The organism is Hymenobacter lutimineralis (assembly GCF_008271285.1).
Classification (GTDB): Bacteria; Bacteroidota; Bacteroidia; order Cytophagales; family Hymenobacteraceae; genus Hymenobacter; species Hymenobacter lutimineralis.
On record NZ_VTHL01000002.1, the window covers coordinates 218522 to 238825 of the forward strand.

Below are 20304 nucleotides of genomic sequence, written 5' to 3' on the forward strand. Positions count from 1 at the left end.
GAAGGCTAACCCTGCTATTGCTGAAAAAAGCCGGTAGATTTGGGAGAGAATCTCATACCTGGTGTTATCTAGCTACAGAAAACCTTTTCTCCTTCCTCACGCATGATTGCTTATATCAACGGAAAACTCGCTTATAAAGACCACGCCCAAGCCATCCTCGACGTGAGCGGCATTGGGTACGAAGTGCGCATTTCGCTGGCTACCTACTCCAAGCTGCCCGCCGAAGGAGAACTGGCCAAGCTCTATACCTATCAGCATATCAAAGAGGACGGGCAAACGCTCTACGGCTTTCTGGACCCGAATGAAAAGGCCCTGTTTATGCAGCTGATATCCGTGTCGGGTATCGGGCCGGGTACGGGCATTGTCATGGTATCGTCGATGTCGGTGGGCGAAATCCGCCAGGCCATTGTGCAGGAAGATGTGCGGGCTATCCAGAGCATCAAGGGCGTAGGGCCTAAAACGGCCCAGCGCGTGGTGCTGGAGCTTAAGGACAAGCTGCGCAAAGATGAGCTGCTGGCCAAAGCCGGCATCGATACCGTGCCCCTGGCCAAAGCGCACAATACAAACCGCTCCGAGGCGTTAGCTGCTCTGGTGACCCTGGGCTTTGCGCGCGCGGCTGCCGAGAAGACCCTCGACCAGATTCAGAACCGTCACGGCAACGACCTGAGCGTGGAAGAATTAATTAAATTTGCTCTTAAGTCCCATTAAGTAAGCCGCCTGCTACCAGCTACTTCAGAGCAGCCGGGGAGAAATCCGCTTACGCCTTCCATTCCTCCTACCTAACAGCTTGCGGCTCGTGGCTTGCGGCTTGATGTTTACCCTGCTTGAATACCGGCAAGAAGACCTTTACCACCGTATCCCTAGTTCTGGCGTCGTTGTTGGCGTGGTGGTCGCAGGCGGGTGCCACCGGCGGCGCCAGCGCGGCCTTCCGGCTAAGCTGGGCTACCTGGCGTAATACGGCCGGCCGGCTTGCGTGGTTACCCGATACGCCCCGCACTACGCCCACCGATACCACCCGCTACCGACCCAGCCGCCGGCCCCGCGTAGATCCGGAAGACCGTATCGGCAACCGGCTGAGCCCCCAGCGCCGGGAATCCCCCCTGCTCCTGGAACTGCCCCCGAACGTGAACCTGAACGTAAGCGTGGACGACAGCCTGCAGGGCGTGGATGTGTCGGAGCGCGTGGGAACGGACATTGACTTCCGGGACCCCACGCGTATGTCGTTTGAGGAGTACTCGCGCTGGCAGCAGCAGCAAACCATCCGCAACTACTTCCGCACCCGCGCGGCGGGCGGTGTAGCCGGGGAAGCCGGCGCACCCGCCGTTGCGCAGCGCCTGATTCCGAAGATTTACCTGGGACCCGCCGCCAATCGCATTTTCGGGGGTAACTACGTCGATATCCGACCCAATGGCTCGGTGACGGTGCGGGCCGGGGCCAAGTTCAACCGCAACCGCAACCCTACCCTAACGCTGCGCCAGCAGAAAACCGGAGACTTCAACTTTGAGCAGAACATGAACCTGAACCTCACCGGCCAGATCGGGGAGAAAATGCGGGTGACGCTCAACTATGACACGAAGGCTGCTTTCGACTTCGAAAACAACATGAAGCTCGATTTCACGGGCTTCGATACGGATATCATCCGCAAGGTAGAGTTGGGTAACGTGAGCTTGCCGCTCAACAACTCCCTGATCCAAGGCGGGCAGAACCTGTTTGGAGCTAAAACCCAGCTGCAGTTTGGCAAGCTGGCTGTGACGGCCGTAGCCTCAACCCTGCGCGGGCAGGCCGACGAGGTACGTGTATCCAACGGCGGGCAGAGCCGCACGTTTGAAATCAAGGCCAGCCAATACGAGCGGGACCGGCACTTCTTCCTTTCCCAGTTTTTCCGCGACCGGTACGACGCTTCCCTGCGCAACTTGCCCACGCTGCAGTCGGGCATTCAGATCCGGCGCTTGGAGGTGTACGTCACGAACGACAACCGCACCACCGAGAACCTACGCAACGTGGTTACGCTCATGGACCTGGGCGAGCCGGAAGTTATCTACCAGCGCGACCTGTTCGACAAAGGCGGCAACGCCCGCACGCCCACCGACAACACCGCCAACAAGGAGTATGACCTGGTGAAAGGCAACCGCGACAACCTTGGCGTGGATGCTTCCCTGGCGGGCATGGGCCTCACCAAGAACATCGACTTTGAGCACGTGCGGGCGCGCAAGCTCGACCCCCGCGAGTACACCTTCAACGAGCAGCTAGGCTATATCTCCCTCAACACCCAACTACTGCCCGAGCAGGTACTGGGTGTATCGTACGAGTACACCTACAATGGCAAGCCCTACAAAGTGGGCGAAACCTCGGAATCGTACGGGGCCAGCGTGGAGGAGGATCAGGTAGTGTTTCTGAAGATGCTGAAAAGCACTAACCCGGCACTGCAGTACCCCACCTGGGATTTGATGATGAAAAACATCTACTCCCTGAATGCTACCCAACTCAACCGTGACCAGTTCCGGCTGGATATCATTTACAAGGACGACGAGACGGGTGTAGACTTACTCTCGCTGAAAGAAGGGGAGAAAATTGCCAACATTCCGCTGGTGCAGGTTTTCAACCTCGACAACGCCAACGCCAATAACGACCGGCCCTCCGATGGCAACTTCGACTTTCTGACCGGCATCACTATCGACCCGGAGCAGGGCCGCATCATCTTCCCGCAGGTGGAGCCGTTTGGCCGCTACCTGAAGTCGAAGTTTGACACGGTAGGGGAAAGGCTGCTGGTAGAAAAATACGTGTACCAGGAGCTCTACGAGCAGGTGCAGAGCGACGCCCAGCAGCGCCAGGAAAAAGACAAGTTCTTCCTGCGGGGACGTTACCAGGCTACTTCCTCCGATGAAATTAACCTACCCGGCATCCGGGTGGCCGAGGGCTCGGTGCGGGTATACGCCGGCAGCACCCTGCTCACGGAAGGCACCGACTACCAGGTTTTCTACGACCAGGCCAAGGTAAAAGTCCTGAACCCGGCTTACCTGAACGCCGCCAACGAGCTGCGCGTGACGTTTGAGAAGGACGCCCTGGTGCAGGTGCAGCCCCGCAGCTTGCTGGGAGCCCGCTTCGACTACCGCCTCAACGACGACATCAACTTTGGGGCGACGGTACTGCACTTGCTGGAAAACCAGGCCCCGGGCATCAACCGGGTGAACATTGGCGATGAGCCGGGCAACAACACCATCTACGGCCTCGATGTGAACCTGCGCCGCGAGTCGCGGGCCCTGACGCGGTACCTGGACATGCTGCCCCTCATTTCCACGAAGGCCCCTTCCACGGTATCATTCAGCGGCGAATTTGCCCAGCTGGTTCCCGGCAAAACTCAGTTGGGCCGCGGGGAAAACGGGGTTTCCTACATTGATGACTTCGAGGCCGCCCGCACGCCCTACACGCTCACGGGCGGTGTAAGCTCCCTCACGGCCTGGCGGCTGGCGGCTACGCCTACCCCGCTGCTGAGCGGCAGCTCTACCACGGACCTGGCCGCCAACTACCGCCGCGCCAAGCTGGCTTGGTACAGCGTAGACCAGAGCTACTACAACAGCGGCCCCAGCCGCCCCAGCAACATCACCGCCGACGACCTGCTGAACCACTACACCCGGGGGGTGCAGCGCAAGGAAATCTTCCCCAACCGCGACGTAGGCACTGTGGGCAATGGCTACGAATACCCCCTGGACCTGGCGTATTTCCCGGCGGAGCGCGGCCCCTACAACTATAACCCACAGGTGGGTGCCGATGGTCGCACGCTGCCCGGTGCTGCAAGCAACTACGCAGGCATTAGCCGGGAAATCACCTTCGATACTGACTTCGACAACGCCAACATTGAGTACCTGGAGTTCTGGCTGATGGACCCGTTCCTGAAGGGAAAGAATGGCCAGATCAACGACTCTCAGAACACACCCACCGAAAATATCACGGGCGGCGAGCTGTACCTGAACCTGGGCACTATTTCGGAGGACGCCCTCAAGGATGGCCGCTACGAGTTTGAAAACGGCCTCTCCGACAACCCCGCGGAGCCGAATCGCGACACGGACGAAACCCAGTATGGCCGGGCCAGCCGCCTGCAGTTTCTCACCGATGCCTTCTCGACTGCCCCCGGTGGCCGCGACCGGCAGGATGTGGGCCTGGACGGCCTGAACGATGCCGAAGAAAAAGCCAAGTTCTCGACGGGGGTGCTGGCCAACGTGGATGACCCCTCCGCCGACAACTTCCGCCACCACCTGAGTGACTACTATTCCTCCGGCGGCCGCGACGTCAAGATTCTGGGGCGGTACAAGGAGTACAACGGGCTGCAGGGCAACTCCGCCGAGAACAGCCAGCAAAGCTCCACGCCCCTACCCGACAAGGAGGACCTGAACCGCGACAACATCATCCAGGACACGGAGCGCTACTACGAGTACCGGGTGCCGCTGCGCCCGGGGGAGCTGGAAGTAGGCCAGAACTACATTATCGATAAGGTCAGCAACCGCATCAACGGGGATATAGTCACTTGGTACCAGTTCCGGATTCCCATCCGTCAGCCCTCGGCCGTGCGGAGCGCCGATGGCAAAAACGAGCCGTTCGGCTTTAAGAGTATCCGCTTCATGCGCCTTTATCTCACGCAGTGGCAGCAGCCCACCGTGTTGCGCTTTGTGCAGATGCAGTTTGTGGCTAACCAGTGGCGCCGCTATCTGGGCACCGTGGCTGAGCCAGGCAAACCAAACGTGAATACCGATACGGATGCGGACCTGTTCACAATCTCGACGGTGAGCATTGAGGAAAACGGCCGCTCCGGCGCCGGCGGCGGCGACGCCATTCCCTACGTGCTGCCCCCCGGCATCCGCCGCGACCAGGAGTACGGCTCCAGCACGGTAAACCGCGAGCAGAATGAGCAGAGCTTGCGCCTGTGCGTGGAAGGCCTCCGGGAAGGCTACGGCAAAGCTTCCTACAAAAACATCAGCACTAACATGCTGCGCTACAAGCGCCTGCGCATGTTCCTGCACGCGGAAAGTGAAACCGGCACCCGCGACGACCAGGTGCGCGCCTTCCTGCGCATCGGCACCGACTACACCCAGAACTACTACGAGTACTCGTTGCCGCTGAAGATTACGCCCCAGGGCAGTACCACCGAAGCCCAGATATGGAACCCCCAGAATGTAATCGATGTGGCTTTCCAGGACTTCGTCGATGCCAAGGTGGAGCGCAACCGCCTGGGTATTTCCCTGCAGACGCCCTACACCAAAACCCTGGCCGACGGGCGCACCATCACGGTGCTGGGCAACCCTGATTTTTCGGCCGTGCAGGGCGTGATGATTGGCGTTTTCAACCCCACCGACAACGGGAATGATCAGTCGGTATGCATCTGGGCCAACGAGCTGCGCGTATTCGACTTCGACCGCACGGTGGGCTGGGCGGCCACGGCCCGGTTCAATACCCAGTTGGCCGACCTGGCAAACATTACGGCTACGGGCAGCTATACCTCCATTGGGTTTGGCGGCCTGCAGGACCGGGTGCAGCAACGCTCCCTGGATGACGTTACCCGCGGCGACCTGAACGCTACAGTGGCGGTGGATAAGCTGCTCCCGGAGAAGCTGGGCCTGCGCATTCCAGTGCTGGTGCAGGCTGGGCATGAGTCCCGCTCGCCCCAGTACGACCCGCTCGACCCGGATGTGAAGCTTAGCCAGTCCTTGCAGAAATTTGAGGATGCGGGCAAGCGGGAAGAGTACCGAAAAGAGGTAATCGACCAGACCAGCAGCCGCAGCTTCAGCGTGCTGAACCTGCGCAAGGAACGCACCAATCCCGAAAAGAAGGTGCGCCCCTACGACATCGAGAACTTTGCGCTGAGCTACGCCCTCACCGAACAGCTGCACACCGATATTCGCACCGATAAGGATTTCACCCGCACCTACACCGGCGCGCTGGCCTACACCTACCAGACGACGCCCAAGAACTATACGCCGCTGGCCAATGTGAAGGCCCTGGACTCGCCTTACCTGAAGTTTTTCAAGGAACTCAACTTCACGCCCCTGCCCAGCCGGTTTGCCTTTCGGGCCGACCTGGACCGCCGCTACAACGAGCGGTTCCTGCAGCGCATCACCCAGCCCGGCGAAGTTCCGTCTCCGGCTGGCATTCCGGGCGTTTTCCAGAAGAGCTTTTTCGTTAACCGCATTTACGACCTGAAGTGGGACCTTACCAAGAGCCTGGCATTTGACTACACGGCCACCAACCGTGGGGTTATTGATGAAGGTCCGGGGGCTACGCTGGGCAATTCGCCCGAGGCCGAGCGCAACCGCGCCCTGATTCGGGAAAACCTGAAGCGCGGTGGACGTACTACCAACTTCAATCAAGTAGTAGCTCTCACGTACCGGCTGCCGCTCGACAAATTCCCGCTGACTGACTGGCTCACGGCCGACACGCGCTACGCGGCTACCTACTCTTGGCAGGCGGCCTCCACGGCGCTGGTAGACCCCATCGACAGCCTGAAAACGCTGAAATTGGGTAACACGATTCAAAACAACAGCGAGTTCAGCGCCAACGGCAAGATTGACTTGGTGAAGCTCTACAACAAAGTGCGCTTCCTCAACATCATCAACAACGCCCCCGCGCCCAAGCGCCCAGCCCCAGCCGACCCCAACGCCCCGCGCGGGCGTACCCCCGCTACGCCAGCGGCGGCCGATACCACCAAGAAGTCGGAGCTGCGCTTGGTGAAGGCCGTGCTGCGCTCCTTGATGACGGCCCGTAGCCTCAACTTTACCTACACCCGCAGTGCCGGCACGCTGCTGCCGGGCTACCTGCCCCGCACCAAGTTCCTCGGCCTGGATGGTGACTTTAATGCCCCGGGCCTGCCCTTTATCCTTGGCCGCCAGTACGAGTTGGAAGAGCTGTACAACCGGGCAAACTCGCGCGGCTGGTACACCCCGGAAAGCCAGTACCTCAATACCCCGCTCAGCAACCTTGCTACCACGGACCTGAACCTGCGCACCAGCCTGGAACCGTTCCGCGACTTCAACATTCAGCTGGATGCCCGCCAGCAGACAGTCCGCAACAACGAGTCGTTTTACCGGCGGGCTATTGACGAAACTACCCAGCTTCCACTGAACGAGCTGGCCCCCCGCCTGCCCCTGGAAACGGGGTCTTTCTCCGCTTCCTTTATTTCGGTAGGCACTCTGTTTGGCGACCTAAGCCGGGACGGCACGGATTCCAAGGCCTTCAGCCAGTTTGTGACGAACCGCGGCTTTGTGCGCGATAAGCTGGTAGCCGCTACCGATGCCAACGACCCTAAGTACAGCTACAACTCCCAGGACGTGCTGATTCCGGCTTTCCTGGATGCCTACCGCGGCCGGTCTTCCAGCGGCTACAAAGCCAAGAAGTTCGACCCCTTCTCGGTACTACCGGTTCCCAACTGGCGCGTCGACTACAACGGTTTGAGCGAGCTGCCCCTGGTTCAGCGCTACTTCCGCTCCGTCACCCTGTCGCACGCCTACTCCTCGGTGTACAATGTGAGCAGCTACTCCACCTCGGCGCAGTACCTGAGCAAGCCCGAGGATTTTCCGACGGTGGTGCAGGACGGGCTGTTTGTTCCGTACTACGTGCTGGGGCAGGTAAGTATCATCGAGCGGATGTCGCCGCTGATCCGACTGAACGTGCAAACGCTGAACAACCTGACCGGCAACGTGGAGTACCGGACGGAGCGCCAGGTTTCCCTGAACACTATCAACGCCCAGGTAACCGAAGTTCACACGGAGGAAGTAATCTTTGGCTTTGGCTACGTGACCAGCCAGTTGAAGCTACCGTTCCGCATCGGCGGGGAGCAGCGCATCCTGCGCAACGAGCTAACCGCCCGCCTCGACTTATCCATCCGTGACAACACCACGGCGCAGCGCACTATTGTGGATGCCAGCACGACCGAATTGGGTACCCCGCGCGGGCAGATTGTGAATGGCAGCCGGCAGGTGCAGCTACGCCCTACCATCGACTATGTCCTCAACCAGCGGCTCAACCTGCAGTTCTACTTTACCCGCGTGATTTCGGAACCGCGGGGCACTTCCGGCTACCGCAACGCGGCCACGGAAGGCGGCCTGCAGCTGCGGTATAGCCTCTCCCAGTAACCGCCCGGCGCCAACAGAAAAGCCTCCTATCTTCGTGAGACAGGAGGCTTTTTTCTAACCTCTTCGGCTGGCTTCTGCGTTAGCCAATCCAGGATTTAACCCTTACTTTTGGGCACGGCCCATTGCCGTGGCATCCCAGACTCTTATTTCACCCCTGCTTTTATGAATTTGCCTGCCACCCTCAAGTACACCAAAGAACACGAGTGGGTTCGTGTTGAAGGCGACGTAGCGTATATCGGCATCACCGACCACGCCCAGCGTGAACTCGGCGACATCGTATATGTTGACATCGACACCCTGGATAAAGAAGTAGCTCAGAACGACGTATTTGGTACCGTTGAGGCAGTAAAGACCGTTTCGGATCTGTTCAGCCCCATCACCGGCACCGTACTCGAAATAAACGACAAGCTCGACAGCAGCCCCGAGCTGGTTAACTCCGACCCCTACGGGGATGGTTGGATGGTGAAGATTTCGGTAAGCAACCCCGCCGAGCTGGAAGCCCTTCTCTCCGCCGAAACCTACGGTGAACTGGTAGGAGCTTAATTTTCTTCCTGATGTCTCCGGCCCCGCCCACGCCACGCCGCCGCGCCTACCTTGCGCTGCCCGTCGCGTGGGCGGTGTTTATTCTGGTCCTTACGCTTACTCCCGCCAACCAGATGCCGCCTCAGCCCCGCTGGCAACTCCTTTCGTTTGATACGGCGGCGCATGCGGGTGTTTTCTGGATGCTGGCCGTGCTTAGCTACTTTTCGGCCCGCCGCCAGCTTACGTGGCCTTGGTTACAGCGCCACTGCGTGTGGGTACTATTGGTAGCGGGGGTTGCCTTCGGCTTGCTGATTGAGCTACTGCAAACCACCATGGCAGTGGGCCGGCACGGCGAATGGACCGATGGCCTCAGCGACGCTATCGGTATGGGCCTCGGCCTACTAATGGCTTGGGGAGTTAGACATAAGTTCAGCTGATTCCGTCCTGGGTATGCGGCACAACTACTTGCGTGGCGGCTGGGTCGCGTCGCCTTTTCTAGGCTTTTGGCTACTCACTGCACTACCGGCCGCATCTCAGGATATGGCACGTGTTCGTCAGACCCTAACGGTGCTTACCAGTAAGCGGCTGCATGGGCGCGGATATACGCACCGGGGCGACCAACGGGCAGCAGCTTATTTAGCCAAACGCTTCAAGACCTTGGGCCTAAAAAGCTGGACAAAAAAGTACCGGCAGCCCTTTCCCCTCGCCGTCAACACTTTTCCGGGCGCTTTAAGCGTAACGCTCGGCAAGCACGTGCTGCGCCCTGGCAAGGACTTTATTCCTGATCCTACTTCCGGCTCCTTACAGGAGAAATTAGCCGTCGTCTACTTCGATACGTTGGCTTTCACAGATCCAGTTAGCTTAAGCAAACTGCTTCAGCAGGACTTGCGGCATACGGCAGTAGTGTACTCGCAAGCAGTTCAGGCACGATTGGCGCAACGGCCTGAGTTGGTAGCCAAGCTAACCCAGGCATCGGCAGTGGTGGTATTGACTACGGATAAGCTTACGGCATCTGTTGCGGCTACGCAGCGTGGGCAAGCGCGTCTAATCGTCCGGGCAGCCGCATGGCCCACTAGGGAAGCCTGGCTTTCCCTGAATATTGAAGCAAACCTGCTTCCCCGATATGTTACGCAAAACGTTTTGGGCTATGTTCCAGGCACGGCAGTACCCGACTCTTTTGTAGTGGTAGCAGCCCACTATGACCATCTGGGGGAACTCGGCCGAAAGGCATATTTCCCTGGCGCCAATGATAACGCGAGCGGAACGGCTATGCTGCTGGAACTGGCTGCCTATTTTGCCCAACCAGCCCATCGGCTTCGGTATTCTGTGGCTTTCATTGGTTTCAGCGGGGAGGAAGCAGGCCTGCTCGGCTCGCAGTTTTTCGTGCATCAGCCCACTATTCCGTTGGCAAACATTCGTTTCCTACTCAACCTGGACTTAGTGGGTACTGGCGCAGAAGGGATAACCGTCGTCAACGGAAAAGTACACGCTGCCGAGTTCCAGTTACTCCAACAACTTAATTCAGAGTCGGGCGCTATAGGCTCCATAGCTGCTAGAGGACAAGCGGCCAACTCCGACCATTTTCCTTTTTCGGAGTATCAGGTTCCTGCGTTCTTTTGGTACACCCGGGGTGGCACGGCTGCCTACCATGATGTTCACGACCAAGCACCGCAACTGCCTCTTACCCTGTTTCCGCAGGTATTCGATTTAGCCAAACGGTTTTTGACGAAAATTACGCGCACCCTATAAACGCAGTTATTCCGACCAAGCTCGGGATACCGCGAGCTTGGTCGGAATAACTATACTAACGACCTTGAAGAGACGAGTAGGCTAGCTTAGCCGTTCGACTTGAAGGAATTCATGATTTGCTTGGCAACCATTTCCCACTCCGGCTTCTGACGGTCGGCGCAGGTGAAGGTGCACATGAGCAACTTGCCCTCCACGTCAGTGAAGAAAATCAGGTTATATACCTCATGGCCAAGCTCAGGCTTCATCAGCTCCAGGTAACCTACCTGACGGCCGCTGATTTCCTTGAGACCTTTACCAAACCAACGAGCATCGGGAAACTGCTTGCTGTAGGTTTTGATAAAGTTGTCCGTGTACATCTGGATCATGTCCTGATCAGCCGTGTTGTCGGTGTAGGTAAAGGAGATGCTTGCCTGCTTGTTGTTGGTGTAGATCAGGCTGGGACGGCTCTGCGCTTTGGCGTAGAGGAAGTCCATTTGCTGCTCGCTCATCACCTCAAACCCTTTGGGGATGAGGATTTCAACACGTTCGCTCAGCACGCGCTTTTTGATGAGTTCAACCTCAGCAGCGGGGCGAGCAGCCATCAGCAACAGCATCAGGCTCAAAACAGGAAGGAGTAAGGCTTTTTTCATGGTCGTAGGCTGAAAAAAGTGAGTAATCAAAAAGAATCTGGATGTCTAGCGCAGTGAAGAACTGCTTTCGAACATCTCAAGTTAAGAATTAAATCTGAAACTCCAAGTATTCCGATACAAAAATATCATTATGCCGGAGTTCAGGCAAGCGTGGGGCACAAGAAAAGTATGATCTACTGACTTGTTCTCTACCAGCTTGTGGCAAAGTTACAGCTTCTTCAGTTAATCAACACTAAAAAGTTCAAAAAATATTTAAATAAGCGCATTCGTATTTTTACTCTTTTAAATCCTACTAACCCATCGACTTTTTGTTGCGCACAGTAGGCCGGCTGCTAGAGAATATTGTTGATTTGCTCCTTAATTTTCTCTAGTTCTTCCTTCATACCAACCACTAAGTGCTGAATTGTAGGATTATTGGCTTTAGATCCAATAGTATTGATTTCACGCCCCATTTCCTGTGCAATGAAGGCTAATTTCTTGCCAACAGGTTCAGGTAGAAATACGGTTTCGTTGAAATAGTGCAAATGACTGACCAACCGCACCTTTTCCTCGGCGATATCAAGCTTCTCTATATAATACAGAATTTCCTGCTCAAAACGCGTGGGGTTGAAGTGTTCACTACTGGTTATATCAGCCAAATGATTTTGCAGGCGTAACCGCACTTGCTCAATGCGCGTGGGGTCCTGTTTCTCTACGTCGGCGAGCAGAATCCGGATTTTGTCGACGTAGCCTAAAATTTCCGTGGTAAGCGTCTGACCTTCGTCGCGGCGGAACTGATTGGCCCGGTCGAGGGCCTCCTGCAACAGCGGCAGCAACTCTTCCCACGGCACCTCTTCTTCCTCTTCGGTGGCAGCACTGGCATCAGTTGGGATGCGGAGGGCTCCGGGCAAGGCATGTGCCAGGGCAATTAGCTGCTCTGTAGAAAGCCCGAGCTGCTGGTTTACTTCCGTGAGCTCCTGCCAGGCAGTGCGCAATGCTTCCTTGTTTACAATAGAGCCCTGGGCGCCCGTGGCGCGGGGCCGGGTGAAATCAAAGTTGAGGTTTACCTTCCCCCGGACTAACTGCTTGGCAATCAGATTACGGATTTCCAGCTCCCTTTCCTGCAGAAAGCGCGGCAAGCGTAAGCTCAGGTCCAGGGTTTTCGAATTGAGGGACTTTATTTCAACGGAAGCTGAGTACCGTTCCGTGTCGCGCTGGGCGCTTCCGAAGCCGGTCATTGAATACAACATAAAGAGACACTGGTTTTTAAGGCAAAACTACGCTTTTGCAAGGCGCTAAAGCGGCGTAACATAAGCATAATCTTCGCGTCATGCTGGCATAATAGGGCCCGGGTACTTTTGCGGCACCAGACAACAGCCCCCTCTATGCAACGCTCTTTTCTTCTGTTGATTATGCTTCTGATCAGTACCTGGGCCACGGCCCAGCAAGGTACTATCCGAGGTAATGTGAAAGACAAAAAGACCGGCGAGGCCGTAATTGGGGCTACGGTGCTCGTCACCGGAACCATTCAGGCCACCCCCGTAGGCGTAGATGGTACGTACGCCCTTGAGTTGGCGCCGGGCACCTACAGCATCACCATTACCAACATTGGGTACAAGACGCAAATCTTCCCCAGCATCGCGGTGGCACCTGGCGCTACGACGACTCTCAATGCCACGCTGGAGGAAAATACCACTACGCTGCAGGAAGTAACTGTAACCGGACAGAAGCAAACCGGCACGGAAGTGGCCCTGATCCAGGATCTGAAGAAAAGCGAGGTGGTGGTGAGCGGGATGTCGAACGACCAAATTGTAAAATCCTTAGACCGGGACGCTTCGGAAGTAGTGAAGCGCATACCCGGCGTGACCATCCAGAACAATGCTTTCGTAGTTATTCGGGGCCTTTCTGAGCGTTACAACACGGTTTTGTTGAACGATGCACTTACGCCTTCGGCTGAAACTGATACCCGCTCTTTCTCCTTCGACGTGCTGCCCAGCTCGGTTATCGACCGAATTCTGGTGTACAAATCGGGGGCTCCGGAGCTGCCCGGCGAAATGGGTGGCGGCATTGTGAAGGTATACACCAAGAACTCCGCCATCGACAACAGCACCACGTTTTCCTTGTCGGGCGCGGGCCGCGCGGGCACCACGTTCAACTCCTTTATGCGGGGCAACAATGCGCCCACCGACTGGCTGGGCTTCGACAACTCGCAGCGGGCATTGCCTACTGGTACGCCCGGCGTTATTTCTTCCGACAATACTACGCCTGAACAGCTCACGGCGGTAGGCCGGACTCTGCGCAACGACTGGGGCATGCGCTCCGTGACGGCCCGACCTGACCTGCGTGCCTCCCTGGGCCTCACGCGTCGCCTCACCCTGGGCACTGCCGACCTGACCAACATCACCTCGGTGTCTTACTCCAACACGCTGGAACAGTATACCGTGAGCCGGGCCCGCTACAACCAGCCTTCGGGGGGGACTATTCAGCGGCAGTTCAGCTACCAGGACCAGCAAAGCACGGCCGGCGTGCGGCTGGGCATCGTGCACAACTGGGCCGTGCGCCTGAATGCCCGCCACAAGGTGGAGTTCCGCAACCTGTTCAACCAGATTGGGGCCGACCAGGTAGTGCTGCGAACCGGCGTAAACGAAGCTGACGGCTACGACCGGCGCGACTATGCCTTCCACTACACTAGCCGCAGCATCTACTCGGGCCAGTTGCAGGGAACCCACACGCTAGGCGCCCGCGAAGCCACTACCGTAACTTGGACCGGGGGCTACAACTATGTGAACCGCAACGAGCCGGACTTCCGCCGGGCCCGCACCCAGCGTGAGCTGGGCACCGAGGACCCATTCCGCGTGAGCATTGGGCGGGAGCTAGTAGAAACCAGCCGCTTCTACTCCGACCTTCAGGAAAACACCTACATGCTGAGCGGGCAGCTGGAGCGCCGCCTCCGGGGCCGCGACACCACCAGCACTAGCGCCTACAAGCTGCGCGCCGGCTTCTATACCGAGCGGAAGAGCCGCGACTTTAATGCTCGCCTGATTGGCTTTGTGCGCGGAACCGAGAATGGCTTCGATAACAGCATTCTGACGCGCCCTATTGAGCAGGTGTTTGCGCCGGAGAACTTCGGACCAGAGAAACTGCAGGTAGATGAGGTGCGCAACCCCAGCCGCAACTACACCGCCGACAATACCCTGATAGCGGGCTACGTGGGCACCACAGCTCCCATTAGTGATAAAGTAAACTTGTCGGGTGGGGTGCGCATCGAATACAACGACCGGCAGGTGAACACAGCTACGTTGGGCGACGAGCCAGTGAATACCCGCGAGAAGCGCACCATTGTCATGCCTTCGTTCAACTCCACTTACAACTTCAGCCTGCGCAGCCTGCTACGCGCCGCTGCCAGCGTGACGGCCAACCGCCCCGAGTTCCGGGAGCAGGCCCTCTACCCCTACTACGACTTCAACAACACCGCGCTGATTATCGGCAACCCGCAGCTGAAGACGGCTACCATCTACAATGCTGATCTGCGCTACGAGTTTTACCCCAGCCCCACGGAAATGCTGTCGGGCGGTATTTTCTACAAGCACTTCAACGACGCCATTGAGCAGACACAGCAGCCGGCCAGCGGCTCGTTGCCCAACATCAAACCCGCCAATGCCGATGCCGCATACGACTACGGCGCCGAAATAGAAGTGCGCAAGTCGCTGGCGGGCCTGGGCAAGGCCGATATCTGGAACCGCTTCTCGGTTCTGCTCAATGCTTCCATCATCCGCAGCCGGGTAGACCTGAGCAGTGACTCTTCGCAGATTGCCCGGCGGCCGCTCCAGGGCCAGTCGCCTTACGTGGTGAATGCCGGCGTGTTCTACCAGGATACGGACCGGGGCTTGCAGCTAAACGTGCAGTACAACGTGGTAGGCAAGCGCATCTTTCTGGTGGGCAACCGCGACATCTTCACTATTTACGAAATGCCGCGCAACGTGCTCGACATTGCCGTGACCAAGAGCCTGGGCGAGCGGCTGGAAATTAAAGGCGGTATTCAGGACGTGTTTAACCAAGCCGTGCGCCAGGTGCAGGACGTGGACTTTGATGCTAAGATTACCAGCGCCGACCGCGACTTTGCCCGCTACCGCCGGGGCCAGTACACCACCCTGGGCCTGGTCTACCGCTTCTAACAATAAGGTAACATTCGCCTAAAGAAAGCATAACGCCTTCCGTAGCCCGGGAGGCGTTTTTTCATGGGTACTTCGCACCGTCATTTCACCAACGTCTTTCTGACTATGAAAAAGTTTGTACTTCCTGTTCTGGTACTGGCCGCGCTGCTGGGCTCACCTGCCTTCTCGGCACTGGCGCAGGCCCCCGTGGTAACCGTCAAGGACAAGATTACGACAAATACGACCTGGACCAGCAACAACGTCTACTTGCTGGACGGCTTTGTGCGGGTGGCCGATGGCGCTACCCTCACCATTGAGCCCGGCACCGTTATTAAAGGAAAAAAAGATACTCAGGGCACCCTCATCATCGAGCAGGGCGGCAAACTGATGGCCGATGGCAAACCCAACCAGCCCATTGTGTTTACTTCGAACTCACCCAAGGGCAGCCGCGCCCGCGGCGACTGGGGTGGCGTGATTCTGCTGGGCCGTGCCCCCCAGAACATCAGCGGCACCACGGCCGTGATTGAGGGCGGCGTGAACGGGGTATTTGGTGGCACCGTGGCCAACGACAACTCCGGCGTGCTGCGCTACGTGCGCATTGAATTCCCCGGCGTGGCCTTCCAGCCCGACAACGAAATCAATGGCCTGACGCTGGGCGGCGTGGGCTCGGGCACCATCATCGACCACGTGCAGGTTTCTTACTCCGGCGACGACTCTTACGAGTGGTTTGGCGGCAGCGTGAATGCCAAGCACCTGATTTCCTTCCGGGGTCTGGACGATGACTTCGACTCCGATAACGGCTTCTCGGGCAAGGTGCAGTACGCCGTGAGCCTGCGCGACCCGGAAGTGGCCGACATTTCGGGCTCCAACAGCTTTGAGTCGGACAACGACAAGAACGGCTCGGCCAACTCGCCCAAAACTAGCGCTGTTTTCTCGAACGTGAGCAGCTTCCTGCCGGCCTCCACCAACCTCAACTCCGACTACAAGCGGGCCATGCACATCCGGCGCAACTCGGCTTTGTCGGTTTTCAACTCCGTCTTTACGGGTTGGCCGACGGGCCTGCTGCTGGATGGCACGCCCACTGAGGCCAACGCCACCAGCGGGGAGCTGCAGCTGAAAAACAACGTGCTGGCTAGCAGCAAAAGTAACTTTGCCGCCGCATCCGGCAGCACCTACGACGTGGCCGGCTTCTTTAACGCGGCTACCCGCGGCAACCAGCTGACCACCACCGACGCCCTGGGTCTCGACGCCAACAACTTCAGCCTGACGGCGCCCAAGTTCCTGCCGCAGGCGGCTTCCATCCTGCAGGCCGGCGCCGACTTCACAGACACGAAAATCAGCGGGGAGTTCTTCGATAAGGTTGCTTTCCGCGGGGCCTTTGGGACCGAGGACTGGACTGCCGGCTGGACCAACTTCGACCCGCAGAATACCGACTACTCTTCGGGCATCACAACGGCCAGCCGCGCTAAGTCCGATCAGGTGGATGGCCTCAATGTATTCCCCAACCCGGCTGCCGGCCAGGCTTCCCTTGCGTTTGTGCTGCGCCGCGGCGCTACGGCGCAGGTACGGGTGCTTGATGTGACGGGCCGCGAAGTAGCAGCCCTGGCCCCAACCGCCAAACTGGCCGCTGGTGCCCACACGCTGGCCTTGCCTGCCCTGAAAGCCGGGGTGTACGTGGCCTCCATTACCACCGAGGAAACCACCCAGGCCGTGCGGTTTATCGTGACCAAATAAGCGTCTTGAGTTCTTAGTCGAAAAAGCCTGTTCCGCTGCGGAGCAGGCTTTTTCTGTTCTCTGGTGCCTGCCGCCCTCTGGAGTTTGCGTAGCTTGCGCCCATGCCCAAACCCCGCGTGCTGATGCTTCCCAAGTGGTATCCTAACCGCTACGACGACCAGGATGGGGACTTCGTGGCGCGCCATATAGCCGCTATTGACCCCCACGCGGAGGCAGCCGTTCTTTTCGCCACGGTGGCCCGGGGCCCGCTGAAATCGTTGCTGGAATGCGAGTCTGCGCTTGCGAATTCTGTACCTACGCTGCGTTATTACTATCGTGCCCGGATTACCGGCTTTGCGTTCATCGATAAGGTTCTGAAGCTGGCCTTGTACTTCTGGTGTATGCAGCTGGGCTACCACCGCTTGGTGCGGCACTGGGGGGCGCCTCCTACCCTCGCCCACGTGCACGTGCTGCTACGCACCGGCTTATGGGCGTGGTGGCTGCGGGTAAGCACTGGCCTCCCCTTTCTCATTACCGAGCACTGGACGCTGTATCAGCCCCAGAACGCGCACCGCATCAGCTGGCTGCGCCGCCTGCTTACCCGCGCCGTTGTGCATCGGTCAGCTGGGCTACACACGGTTTCTGAAAACCTGCGCGAGGCGCTGGTTAAGCTTGGCATTCGGCACAAGCACTCGGTGGCTATTCCAAACGTAGTCAATACCGAGCTATTCCACCCAGGCCCGGCCACAGAGCGTCGGCCAGCCAGTCTTCTGCACGTAGCGGCGTTCAATGAAGAAGCCAAAAACCTGAGTGGAGTACTGCGGGTGGTAGCTAAACTGCGCCGGGAGCGGCCGGGCCTCCGATTGCGGGTGGCTGGCTACGGCCCGGCTCAGTTGCAGCTGCAGCAGCTGGCCGCCGACCTGGGCTTGCTGCAAGATGGAACGGTAACCTTTTTGGGCAAGCTGGCTCCGGCCGAGGTGGCGGCCGAAATGCGCCAGGCCGCCTGTTTTGTACTCTTCAGCAACTATGAGAACCTGCCGTGCGTGCTCATTGAGGCCCAATCCAGTGGGTTACCGGTCGTGGCTACCCGGGTTGGCGGCGTGCCCGAGCTGGTGCCCGATGCTAGTCGGGGCCTGCTGGTAGAAGCCCGCGACGAGGTGGCCCTGACCGGTGCCCTACAGACCGTGCTAGACGCGCCCGAACTCTACGACCCTGCTGCCTTGCATGCCTATGCTGTCCGGCACTTCAGCTACGAGGCCGTAGGCAGGCAGTTCCTAGCCTTTTACGCTGGCGCAGTTCCTCAAGCAGCTATATCTGCCGCCGCGGCTGCATCTTAACAGGCTTTTTCCGGGTTTGATGATTCGCCGCTTTCTCCACAACTTCTTTACTCGGCTCAGTACGGCCATTCTCAGCTTTGGGGTGGTGTGGCTGACGGCCCGCTACCTGGGAGCCGCCGGACGGGGAGCCGTGAGCTTGTTTGTGACGGATACGGCGGCCCTGCTTTTATTTACGGGCTTGCTGGGCGGCTCTTCCCTTATATACCTGGCCCCGCGCCGCAACGTATGGCACCTGCTGCTGCCTGCCTACGTCTGGGCGATGCTGGTGTGTACATTTGGCGTGACAGTCGTCGCCGGGCTCCGGCAGCCGCCTCTGGCATATCTGGGACATTTGGCCGGCATCAGCCTGCTGCAGGCTTTCTTCTCCATCAATACCCTGCTGCTGCTGGGGCGGCGGCGCGAAAAGGCCTACAACCTCCTTTCGGTACTGCAGGTGCTTTTGCTGGCCGGCTTGCTGTGGGGCGCTTTCTCCGCCCGGGCGGCGTGGATTTCCATTGATACGTATTACGCCGTTTCTTACCTCTCCTACGGTCTACCCTGGGGCCTGAGCTTCTGGTGGCTGCTGCGCCTCCCAGACCGCCGCGAGCAAAGCCGGCGGCTTCGGGCCGTTACCCGGGAGCTGGCCCGCCATAGCCGGGGGGCCCACCTTTCCAATATTCTGGGCTTTGCCAACTACCGCCTTAGCTACTACTTCGTGGCGCATTTCGCCGATGCCCGGGCGCTGGGCATTCTATCAGTAGGTGTGGCACTAGCGGAGGCTATTTGGCTGATTCCGCGCAGCACGGCCCTGCTGCAGTATGTAGACCTGGTTAATGCCCCCGATGGTTCTCACTTTCCACCGGCGGCGCAACGGGCGGCCCGCCTCACGTTGCTGGCTACTGTGGGCGCCCTGCTTGTTCTGGCGAGCTTACCCACCGCCTTTATCACGGAGGTGTTCGGGCCGGAGTTTGGACCGGCGCGGGGCGTCATTCTGCTTCTAGCGCCGGGCGTGTTGGCTGCCGCCGTGCAAATGCTCATCAGCAGCTACTTTGCCGGGCTGGCCCGCTACGCAGTCAATAATTTTGCGGCCCTGCTTGGGCTGATTGTCACGCTGCTGGGCTGCACGCTGCTGATTCCTCGCTTCGGCATCCGGGGTGCAGCTTTAGCCAGCACCTTTTCCTACCTGGCTTCCACGGGCCTGCTGCTATGGCGCTTCCGGCAAGCTACGGACGCCGGGCCCGGTGCGTTTCTACCACGTGTGGCCGACCTAAGTGCGGGCTGGAACCTGCTGCGTCAGCGCCTTCGCTAAGAAGTTGCTTTAATCGTCACCTCGAAATAGGGTACGGGCTCCGCCAGCGCGTCAGGTGGAGAAGTCGATAAGGCAGCGGGTAGATACACGGCGCATAGGGTGTTGCTTACCTGCACGAGCTGGCCGGAAGCAGCCGTGGGCAAGCCATCCAGGATGCCGGCCAGTACTTCCCAGCGCGGCTGCCCGGGCTGCCGGCTGGCATCGTGCCATACCACCACAGTTTGCGGGCCTACCAAGTACTCAAATACCCGCCGCGTATCCGTGCGCACGGCCTCATACTGATGGTCGCCATCAATGAACACCACATCAAAGTGTCCTAGCGCCGCAAAATCGTAGGTGGCGGAGTTGCCATACAGGTGCTGTACGTTGGCCAGGGGCCGCGAGAAAAAGCCGTGCAACTCGATGTAACGCTCCGGCAGCTGCCGGGCGCGCAGCTCCGCCGCCGATAAATTTAGTGTGTACACTGCGGCAGCGACTTCGGCTACGTTGGCGGCACTTTCGCCGCGCCAGGTTCCTATTTCGAAGTAGCGGCACCGGGGGCTTCGCCGCGCCAGGGCCCGCAGCAAGGCCAGATCCGTAGGCAACGAGCCGCCGTCCCGGAAAGCAAAGGGTCGTACGGTTTCCCCGGCGCTGGAAAGCAGGATCGTGAGGGGCAGCACTGGCAACCCGCCAACCAGCACGCCCCAGCGGGAGCTGTGCATTAGGGCTTGGCGCTGCCAGGCACTTTCATCGGTGGCCAGCACGTGGTTGAGCAGCCACGGGTTGCGCGCTATGCTGCCAAGCGCCCGCAGGGCCTTCGTAAATCGGAACACG

The 20304-nt window shown here is 58.8% G+C and carries 12 protein-coding genes; 9 read left to right on the forward strand and 3 right to left on the reverse strand.

All coding sequences use genetic code 11. The features are described 5' to 3' along the window. Positions 1-102: 102 nt before the first annotated feature. The 5 genes from ruvA to FY528_RS03230 all read left to right on the forward strand — a co-directional run bounded on the left by ruvA (position 103) and on the right by FY528_RS03230 (position 10391). On the forward strand, positions 103-708 hold the full coding sequence (gene ruvA / locus FY528_RS03210; RefSeq protein ID WP_149069548.1) for a Holliday junction branch migration protein RuvA: 606 nt from the start codon (positions 103-105) through the stop codon (positions 706-708). 116 nt (positions 709-824) lie between these two features. Beyond that, positions 825-8120: a T9SS outer membrane translocon Sov/SprA gene (gene sov, locus FY528_RS03215; RefSeq protein WP_262383893.1), complete on the forward strand. Its 7296-nt coding sequence runs from the start codon at positions 825-827 to the stop codon at positions 8118-8120. Between the two features lie 162 nt (positions 8121-8282). Next, positions 8283-8663 carry a glycine cleavage system protein GcvH gene (gene gcvH, locus FY528_RS03220; RefSeq protein ID WP_149069549.1) on the forward strand — a complete coding sequence of 127 codons (381 nt, stop codon included), beginning with the start codon at positions 8283-8285 and terminating at the stop codon, positions 8661-8663. An 11-nt stretch (positions 8664-8674) separates the two neighbouring features. Continuing rightward, positions 8675-9079 carry a VanZ family protein gene (locus FY528_RS03225; RefSeq protein WP_149069550.1) on the forward strand — a complete coding sequence of 135 codons (405 nt, stop codon included), beginning with the start codon at positions 8675-8677 and terminating at the stop codon, positions 9077-9079. A 13-nt stretch (positions 9080-9092) separates the two neighbouring features. After that, entirely contained in the window at positions 9093-10391 is a 1299-nt protein-coding gene (locus FY528_RS03230) for a M28 family metallopeptidase (protein WP_149069551.1), read from the forward strand. A gap of 86 nt (positions 10392-10477) precedes the next feature. Here the strand turns inward: FY528_RS03230 and FY528_RS03235 are convergent, their stop codons facing one another. Next, positions 10478-11020, reverse strand: coding sequence for a hypothetical protein (locus tag FY528_RS03235; RefSeq protein WP_149069552.1), 543 nt, complete (start codon positions 11018-11020; stop codon positions 10478-10480). Between the two features lie 332 nt (positions 11021-11352). Then, positions 11353-12237, reverse strand: coding sequence for a YicC/YloC family endoribonuclease (locus FY528_RS03240; RefSeq protein WP_262383894.1), 885 nt, complete (start codon positions 12235-12237; stop codon positions 11353-11355). A 174-nt stretch (positions 12238-12411) separates the two neighbouring features. On the opposite strand from FY528_RS03240, the gene FY528_RS03245 reads away from it, so the two are divergent. The 4 genes from FY528_RS03245 (at position 12412) to FY528_RS03260 (ending at position 19491) form a co-directional block, all read left to right on the forward strand. Further along, on the forward strand, positions 12412-15174 hold the full coding sequence (locus FY528_RS03245; protein ID WP_187631985.1) for a TonB-dependent receptor: 2763 nt from the start codon (positions 12412-12414) through the stop codon (positions 15172-15174). Positions 15175-15279: 105 nt separating this feature from the next. Beyond that, positions 15280-16887 (forward strand): beta-helix domain-containing protein, encoded by a 1608-nt coding sequence (locus FY528_RS03250; RefSeq protein WP_149069555.1) that lies wholly within the window; start codon positions 15280-15282, stop codon positions 16885-16887. Between the two features lie 101 nt (positions 16888-16988). Then, the gene (locus tag FY528_RS03255; protein ID WP_149069556.1) at positions 16989-18203 is read left to right on the forward strand and encodes a glycosyltransferase; all 1215 of its coding nucleotides are present in this window, start codon (positions 16989-16991) and stop codon (positions 18201-18203) included. A 19-nt stretch (positions 18204-18222) separates the two neighbouring features. Beyond that, positions 18223-19491 carry a lipopolysaccharide biosynthesis protein gene (locus FY528_RS03260; protein ID WP_149069557.1) on the forward strand — a complete coding sequence of 423 codons (1269 nt, stop codon included), beginning with the start codon at positions 18223-18225 and terminating at the stop codon, positions 19489-19491. On the opposite strand, the gene FY528_RS03265 is transcribed toward FY528_RS03260, so the two are convergent. After that, positions 19488-20303, reverse strand: coding sequence for a class I SAM-dependent methyltransferase (locus FY528_RS03265; RefSeq protein WP_149069558.1), 816 nt, complete (start codon positions 20301-20303; stop codon positions 19488-19490). The two genes, FY528_RS03260 and FY528_RS03265, sit on opposite strands and share 4 nt — an antisense overlap. Position 20304 lies beyond the last annotated feature (1 nt).

What these genes read in the sequence shown, in the direction of transcription:
- gcvH (WP_149069549.1), top strand. Translation starts at nt 8,283, where the DNA reads ATGAATTTGCCTGCCACCCTCAAGTACACCAAAGAACACGAGTGGGTT.
- FY528_RS03245 (WP_187631985.1), top strand. Translation starts at nt 12,412, where the DNA reads ATGCTTCTGATCAGTACCTGGGCCACGGCCCAGCAAGGTACTATCCGA.
- FY528_RS03240 (WP_262383894.1), bottom strand. Translation starts at nt 12,237, where the DNA reads ATGACCGGCTTCGGAAGCGCCCAGCGCGACACGGAACGGTACTCAGCT.
- FY528_RS03230 (WP_149069551.1), top strand. Translation starts at nt 9,093, where the DNA reads ATGCGGCACAACTACTTGCGTGGCGGCTGGGTCGCGTCGCCTTTTCTA.
- FY528_RS03260 (WP_149069557.1), top strand. Translation starts at nt 18,223, where the DNA reads ATGATTCGCCGCTTTCTCCACAACTTCTTTACTCGGCTCAGTACGGCC.
- FY528_RS03250 (WP_149069555.1), top strand. Translation starts at nt 15,280, where the DNA reads ATGAAAAAGTTTGTACTTCCTGTTCTGGTACTGGCCGCGCTGCTGGGC.
- FY528_RS03235 (WP_149069552.1), bottom strand. Translation starts at nt 11,020, where the DNA reads ATGAAAAAAGCCTTACTCCTTCCTGTTTTGAGCCTGATGCTGTTGCTG.
- FY528_RS03225 (WP_149069550.1), top strand. Translation starts at nt 8,675, where the DNA reads ATGTCTCCGGCCCCGCCCACGCCACGCCGCCGCGCCTACCTTGCGCTG.
- FY528_RS03255 (WP_149069556.1), top strand. Translation starts at nt 16,989, where the DNA reads ATGCCCAAACCCCGCGTGCTGATGCTTCCCAAGTGGTATCCTAACCGC.
- ruvA (WP_149069548.1), top strand. Translation starts at nt 103, where the DNA reads ATGATTGCTTATATCAACGGAAAACTCGCTTATAAAGACCACGCCCAA.